Source organism: Pseudomonas sp. PICF141, assembly GCF_002286815.1.
In the GTDB taxonomy this organism is placed as follows: Bacteria; Pseudomonadota; Gammaproteobacteria; order Pseudomonadales; family Pseudomonadaceae; genus Aquipseudomonas.
Genome location: NZ_MUNM01000079.1, coordinates 1 through 6,637, shown reverse-complemented (window position 1 = coordinate 6,637; position 6,637 = coordinate 1). Strand labels below are relative to the sequence as shown.

General features: G+C 58.5%; 5 protein-coding genes and 2 tRNA genes. 4 read left to right on the top strand and 3 right to left on the bottom strand.

The window, feature by feature from the left end; translation table 11 throughout:
* Window positions 1–136: 136 nt before the first annotated feature.
* Window positions 137–212 (bottom strand) — tRNA-Asn (locus tag BZL43_RS23970).
* Between the two features lie 225 nt (window positions 213–437).
* On the opposite strand from BZL43_RS23970, the gene BZL43_RS23965 reads away from it, so the two are divergent.
* Complete coding sequence (locus BZL43_RS23965) at window positions 438–668, top strand: hypothetical protein (protein WP_008007186.1); 231 nt, start codon at window positions 438–440, stop codon at window positions 666–668.
* Here the strand turns inward: BZL43_RS23965 and BZL43_RS23960 are convergent.
* Both BZL43_RS23960 and BZL43_RS23955 read right to left on the bottom strand, forming a co-directional pair.
* Window positions 665–865 (bottom strand): hypothetical protein, encoded by a 201-nt coding sequence (locus BZL43_RS23960; protein ID WP_095634578.1) that lies wholly within the window; start codon window positions 863–865, stop codon window positions 665–667. The two genes, BZL43_RS23965 and BZL43_RS23960, sit on opposite strands and share 4 nt — an antisense overlap.
* A 239-nt stretch (window positions 866–1,104) precedes the next feature.
* Window positions 1,105–2,301 carry an amino acid aminotransferase gene (locus BZL43_RS23955; protein WP_095634577.1) on the bottom strand — a complete coding sequence of 399 codons (1,197 nt, stop codon included), beginning with the start codon at window positions 2,299–2,301 and terminating at the stop codon, window positions 1,105–1,107.
* 337 nt (window positions 2,302–2,638) lie between these two features.
* Between BZL43_RS23955 and uvrB the strand changes: the two genes are divergently transcribed.
* From uvrB to BZL43_RS23940, 3 genes are all read left to right on the top strand, one after another.
* Window positions 2,639–4,654, top strand: coding sequence for an excinuclease ABC subunit UvrB (gene uvrB / locus BZL43_RS23950; protein ID WP_095634576.1), 2,016 nt, complete (start codon window positions 2,639–2,641; stop codon window positions 4,652–4,654).
* Window positions 4,655–4,884: 230 nt separating this feature from the next.
* The gene (gene gltX, locus BZL43_RS23945; protein ID WP_095634575.1) at window positions 4,885–6,366 is read left to right on the top strand and encodes a glutamate--tRNA ligase; all 1,482 of its coding nucleotides are present in this window, start codon (window positions 4,885–4,887) and stop codon (window positions 6,364–6,366) included.
* Between the two features lie 191 nt (window positions 6,367–6,557).
* A tRNA-Ala gene (locus BZL43_RS23940) sits at window positions 6,558–6,633 on the top strand.
* The last annotated feature ends 4 nt before the right edge of the window (window positions 6,634–6,637 follow it).

The following is a 6,637-nucleotide window of genomic DNA, read 5'->3' as shown; positions in this document are numbered from 1 at the left end:
TGACCTTTATCCCAAACTCTTAAAATGGCTGGTACCCACCGGAATCCGACAGAACGCCAAAACGAAAAAACCCGCCATAAGGCGGGTTTTTCGGGGGGGGGGCAGAGATTTTGTAAGCCTTCTCTGGAACCTTGTCTGGCTCCACGACCTGGACTCGAACCAGGGACCCAGTGATTAACAGTCACTTGCTCTACCAACTGAGCTATCGCGGAATGGCGCCTATGTTACTGATTCAAAAAGAGAAGTCAAGCCTCTGTCGGCAGTTTGATGTTTTCATCGGATCAGAGGGGGTTATCGGCCATTGGCGGTTACCAGAATCGCGGTAGAGGTCTACCATGGTCGCCCGGAAGTGGTGACACGCGCTGCCGGCCCTCAGCCGAAAAGGTATGCGCCATGAATCACCCAATCCTCACACGTCAAAACAGCGGGGTGTTCGCATGAGCATCGCTCAGATCAGCCTGCCCAAAGGCGTTGGTCCGCACGCCGAAAAACTGTTCGACGCAATCACTCAGGCTAGCACCGCTGACGAATTGAATCGCGCGGGCGGCAAGGCCGAAGGTTTTGTCCTGGGCCTGGAAAGCACCAAGGCGATCAAAAGCCAGGTGGCCGAGTCGCTTTATGTGGCCTATGACGACGCGGCCAGCCAGCGTGCAACCGAATTGGCTTAACCGCCGAAGGTGATGGTGCCAAGCATCAGCTTGGCATACAGCATCGTGGCGCCCAGTTGTACCAGCCACAACGCCAGACCGCCAAGGAACACGCCCGCAGCCACTTGCAGCACCAGGTTATTACCGCGTTTGGCCGAAGAGCGGGGTATGAAGTAGTCCAGCTCGTCGCGGTCGGCGCGTAGGTCATCGTTTTTCATGTGGGTTTCTCAAGAATTCTCGGATGTACTCATAACCTGTGGGAGCCGGGCTTGCCCGCGATAGCGGTCGATCAGCCAACATAAATGTTGAATGTGATGGTTTCATCGCGGGCAAGCCCGGCTCCCATAGTGGGGATGGTGTGCAGTCTAGAGGGCTTGGCCATCGGGTCGAGAGATATCTGCGATCCATAAAAAAACGGGAAGCCCTTTGGCTTCCCGTTTTCGTATCACGCGAGGACTCAGATCACCTGAACGATGGCCTTGGTCACGGCGTCGATGTTGCTCTGGTTCAGCGCGGCAACGCAGATGCGGCCGGTATCCAGTGCATAGATGCCGAACTCGCTGCGCAAGCGGGTAACCTGCTCAACCGTCAGGCCGGAGTAGGAGAACATGCCGCGCTGACGACCCACGAAGCTGAAATCGCGCTGTGGTGCGTTTTTCGCCAGCAGGTCGACCATCTGGGTGCGCATGCCGCGAATCCGCAGGCGCATTTCTGCCAGTTCCTCTTCCCACTGGGCGCGCAATACCGGGCTGTTCAGCACGGCGGCGACGATGCTTGCGCCATGGGTTGGCGGGTTGGAGTAGTTGGTGCGGATCACGCGTTTGACTTGCGACAATACGCGCGCGCCTTCTTCTTTCGATTCGCTGACGATCGACAGGGCGCCAACGCGCTCGCCGTACAGCGAGAAGGATTTGGAGAACGAACTGGAAACGAAGAAGGTCAGGTCCGATTCGGCGAACAGGCGCACGGCCGCGGCGTCTTCATCGATACCGTCGCCAAAGCCCTGGTAAGCCATGTCGAGGAACGGCACGTGACCTTTGGCCTTGACCACTTCCAGCACGTTTTTCCAGTCTGCCGGGCTCAGGTCCACGCCGGTCGGGTTGTGGCAGCAAGCGTGCAGCACAACGATAGAGCCGGACGGCAAGGCGTTCAGGTCTTCCAGCAGGCCGACGCGGTTAACGTCGTGGGTGGCGGCGTCGTAGTAGCGATAGTTCTGCACCGGGAAACCAGCGGTTTCGAACAGCGCGCGGTGGTTTTCCCAGCTCGGGTCGCTGATGGCAACGACGGCGTTCGGCAGCAGTTGCTTGAGGAAGTCAGCGCCGATTTTCAGCGCGCCAGTACCGCCAACGGCTTGGGTGGTGATAACCCGGCCAGCGGCGATCAGCGGTGAATCATTGCCGAACAGCAGTTTTTGCACGGCCTGGTCGTAGGCGGCGATGCCGTCGATCGGCAAGTAACCACGGGAAACGTGTTGAGCAGCGCGAATCGTCTCGGCTTCGACAACGGCGCGCAGGAGTGGAATTCGCCCCTCCTCGTCGCAGTAAACACCGACCCCCAGGTTGACCTTGTTGGTGCGGGTATCGGCATTGAATGCTTCGTTGAGGCCCAGGATTGGATCGCGTGGTGCCATTTCGACAGCGGAGAACAGGCTCATTATTGCGGCGGCTCTGAATGGAGTATGGAGGGACGTGTCGCGCTCCAGCCGAATGCACTAGAGCGGTGCACAAACGGGGAGCTAGTATAGAGGCCATCAGCGATTGATGGCGACAGGCGATTCGGCTTTTACCGTAAGTTTTTCCAATTATTTTTCGATCGCGGGTCGGGTGGTGTCGTCATAGGTTTTACCCGATGCAGGACGTTTGCCTTGAAAGCGATGGCAATCGGCTCCACATTGAGCACAATCCAGTTTTTTCCTCGGGCGACATCGGTCGTTTGTGGTTTTTTTCGTCGCTGTCCGGTTTGACCGTACAGGCGCGAATCCAGAGGTACTTATGTCTGAATTCCAGCTAGTCACCCGCTTCGAGCCCGCCGGCGATCAGCCGGAAGCCATCCGCTTGATGGTCGAGGGCATTGAGGCCGGGCTGTCGCACCAGACGTTGCTCGGTGTGACCGGCTCGGGCAAGACCTTCAGCATCGCCAACGTGATCGCCCAGATACAGCGCCCGACGCTGGTGCTGGCGCCCAACAAGACGCTGGCCGCGCAGTTGTATGGCGAATTCAAGGCGTTTTTCCCGCACAACGCCGTTGAATACTTCGTGTCTTACTACGACTACTACCAGCCCGAAGCCTACGTGCCGTCGTCCGACACCTTCATCGAGAAGGATGCCTCGATCAACGACCACATCGAGCAGATGCGCCTGTCCGCGACCAAGGCGCTGCTGGAGCGCAAGGACACGATCATCGTCACCACGGTGTCCTGCATCTACGGTCTGGGCAGCCCGGAAACCTATTTGAAGATGGTGTTGCACGTCGATCGCGGCGATAAGCTCGACCAGCGCGCGCTGCTGCGTCGCCTGGCGGACCTGCAATACACCCGCAACGACATGGATTTCGCCCGGGCGACCTTCCGGGTGCGCGGCGATGTGATTGATATTCATCCGGCGGAATCCGATTTCGAGGCGATCCGCATCGAGCTGTTCGATGACGAAGTGGAGAGCCTGTCCGCCTTCGACCCGTTGACCGGTGAAGTCATTCGCAAACTGCCGCGTTTTACCTTCTATCCGAAGAGCCATTACGTCACACCGCGGGAAACCCTGCTCGAGGCTACCGAAGGGATCAAGCTCGAATTGCAGGAACGCCTGGAATACCTGCGTTCCAATAACAAACTGGTGGAAGCTCAGCGACTGGAGCAGCGCACCCGTTTTGATCTGGAGATGATCCTGGAGCTTGGTTACTGCAACGGCATCGAAAACTATTCGCGCTACCTGTCGGGACGAGCCGCCGGTGAGGCGCCGCCCACTTTGTTTGATTACTTGCCGGCCGATGCCTTGCTGGTGATCGACGAATCCCACGTCAGCGTGCCGCAAGTTGGCGCTATGTATAAGGGGGACCGTTCACGCAAAGAGACGCTGGTGGAGTACGGCTTCCGTCTGCCCTCTGCGCTGGACAACCGGCCGATGCGTTTCGACGAGTTCGAAAGCATCAGCCCCCAAACGATTTTTATCTCGGCCACGCCAGGCAATTACGAAGCGGAACATGCCGGCCGAGTGGTCGAGCAACTGGTGCGTCCGACAGGCCTGGTGGACCCGCAAATCGAAATTCGCCCGGCGTTGACTCAGGTCGACGACTTGCTTTCGGAAATCACCAAGCGCGTGGCCCTGGAGGAGCGGGTGCTGGTTACCACGCTGACCAAGCGCATGTCCGAAGACTTGACCGATTACCTGGCCGACCACGGCGTACGCGTGCGTTACCTGCATTCGGACATCGACACCGTGGAGCGGGTCGAAATTATCCGTGACTTGCGCCTTGGCGTCTTCGATGTGCTGGTGGGGATCAACCTGCTGCGTGAAGGCCTGGACATGCCCGAAGTCTCGCTGGTGGCGATTCTCGACGCGGACAAGGAAGGCTTCCTGCGTTCCGAGCGCTCGCTGATCCAGACCATCGGTCGGGCGGCGCGCAACCTCAATGGGCGGGCAATTCTGTATGCGGATCGCATCACCGGTTCCATGGAGCGTGCGATCGGCGAAACCGAGCGTCGTCGCGACAAGCAGATCGCCTTCAACCTGGCCAATGGCATCACGCCGAAGGGTGTGTTCAAGGACGTCGCCGACATCATGGAAGGCGCGGTTGTGCCGGGTTCGCGCAGCAAGAAGCGCAAAGGCATGGCCAAGGCCGCCGAGGAAAGTGCCAGGTACGAGGCCGAACTGCGCTCGCCAAGCGAGATCAGCAAACGCATTCGTCAGCTGGAAGAAAAAATGTACCAGCTCGCCCGCGACCTGGAATTCGAAGCGGCGGCTCAGCTGCGCGACGAAATCGGCAAGTTGCGCGAGCGGTTGATCGCTGTTTGATTTTTGTGTTGTCTGTGAGGGCCTCTTCGCGGGCAAGCCTCGCTCCTACGGGGGGCGTGTCGTTCACCCATTTTGCGACCGGCACGTACCTGCAGGAGCGAGGCTTGCCGCGAAAGGTGCACCATGGTCCAAAACTTCTTAAATACCCCGCTCACTGGAGCCGGGCAGTGATCGCCTGTTACCATTCGCCTCTTGTTTGATCTTCGCTTTTATTCTTTTCGAGACATGCCATGACCACCGTCCGCACTCGCATCGCGCCATCGCCTACCGGGGACCCCCATGTAGGTACCGCTTACATCGCTTTGTTCAACTACTGCTTTGCCAAGCAGCATGGCGGTGAGTTCATCCTGCGTATCGAAGACACCGATCAACTGCGTTCGACCCGCGAGTCCGAACAGCAGATTTACGATGCCCTGCGCTGGTTGGGTATCGACTGGAGCGAAGGCCCGGATGTCGGCGGCCCGCACGGTCCTTATCGGCAGAGCGAGCGCGGCGATATCTATCAGAAGTACTGCCAGCAATTGGTCGACATGGGTCATGCCTTTCCGTGCTTCTGCACGGCTGAAGAACTGGACCAGATGCGCGCCGAGCAAATGGCGCGTGGCGAAACCCCGCGTTACGACGGCCGCGCGCTATTGCTCTCCAAGGAAGAAGTTGCGCGCCGCCTGGCCGCCGGCGAGCCACACGTCATCCGCATGAAAGTGCCGACCGAAGGCGTTTGCGTCGTGCCTGACATGCTGCGTGGCGACGTCGAGATCCCGTGGGATCGCATGGACATGCAAGTGCTGATGAAGACCGACGGCTTGCCGACGTACTTCCTGGCCAACGTTGTCGATGACCACTTGATGGGCATCACCCACGTTTTGCGCGGTGAAGAATGGCTGCCTTCGGCGCCGAAACTGATCCTCTTGTACGAATACTTTGGCTGGGAACAACCGCAGCTGTGCTACATGCCGCTGCTGCGTAACCCGGACAAGAGCAAGCTGTCCAAGCGCAAGAACCCGACCTCGGTGACGTTCTACGAGCGCATGGGGTTCATGCCTGAAGCGATGCTCAACTACCTGGGCCGCATGGGCTGGTCGATGCCGGACGAGCGGGAGAAGTTCTCGTTGCAGGAAATGGTCGACAATTTCGACCTCAAGCGCGTCTCTCTCGGCGGGCCGATTTTCGACATCGAGAAGTTGTCGTGGCTCAACGGCCAGTGGCTGCGTGACCTGTCGGTGGAAGAGTTTGCCGTGCGCGTGCAGAAGTGGGCGCTGAATCCTGAATACATGATGAAGATTGCACCGCACGTGCAGGGCCGGGTTGAAATCTTCAGCCAGGTCGCGCCGCTGGCCGGCTTCTTCTTTGCCGGTGGCGTGAACCCGGATGCCAAGCTGTTCGAGTCCAAGAAACTCTCGGGCGATCAGGTCCGTCAGTTGATGCAGTTGATTCTGTGGAAGCTGGAAAGCCTGCGTCAGTGGGACAAGGACAGCATTACTGCAACCATCCAGTCGGTGGTCGAATCCCTGGAGCTGAAGCTGCGGGATGCCATGCCGCTGATGTTCGCCGCGATCACAGGCCAGGCCAGCTCGGTTTCGGTGCTCGATGCGATGGAAATCCTCGGGCCGGACCTGACCCGTTTCCGTCTGCGCCAGGCTATCGACCTGCTGGGTGGCGTGTCGAAGAAAGAAAACAAGGAATGGGAAAAACTCCTGAGCGCTATCGCTTAACGCTGTTTAACCTTGCGCAGGAGCTGCCGAAGGCTGCGATCTTTTGATCTTGCTCTTCGGCGTTACCCCCGAATTTACGGGGGGAGGGCGGTAAGTGATTGTTATGGCGACAAAAAATTTTGGAAATTGTTAAAAATAAGTTTGACAGCCTTCCGAAGCGCCATTAAGATTCGCCCCGTCCTCAGCGATGAGGGGCTATAGCTCAGCTGGGAGAGCGCTTGCATGGCATGCAAGAGGTCGACGGTTCGATCCCGTCTAGCTCCACCAATTT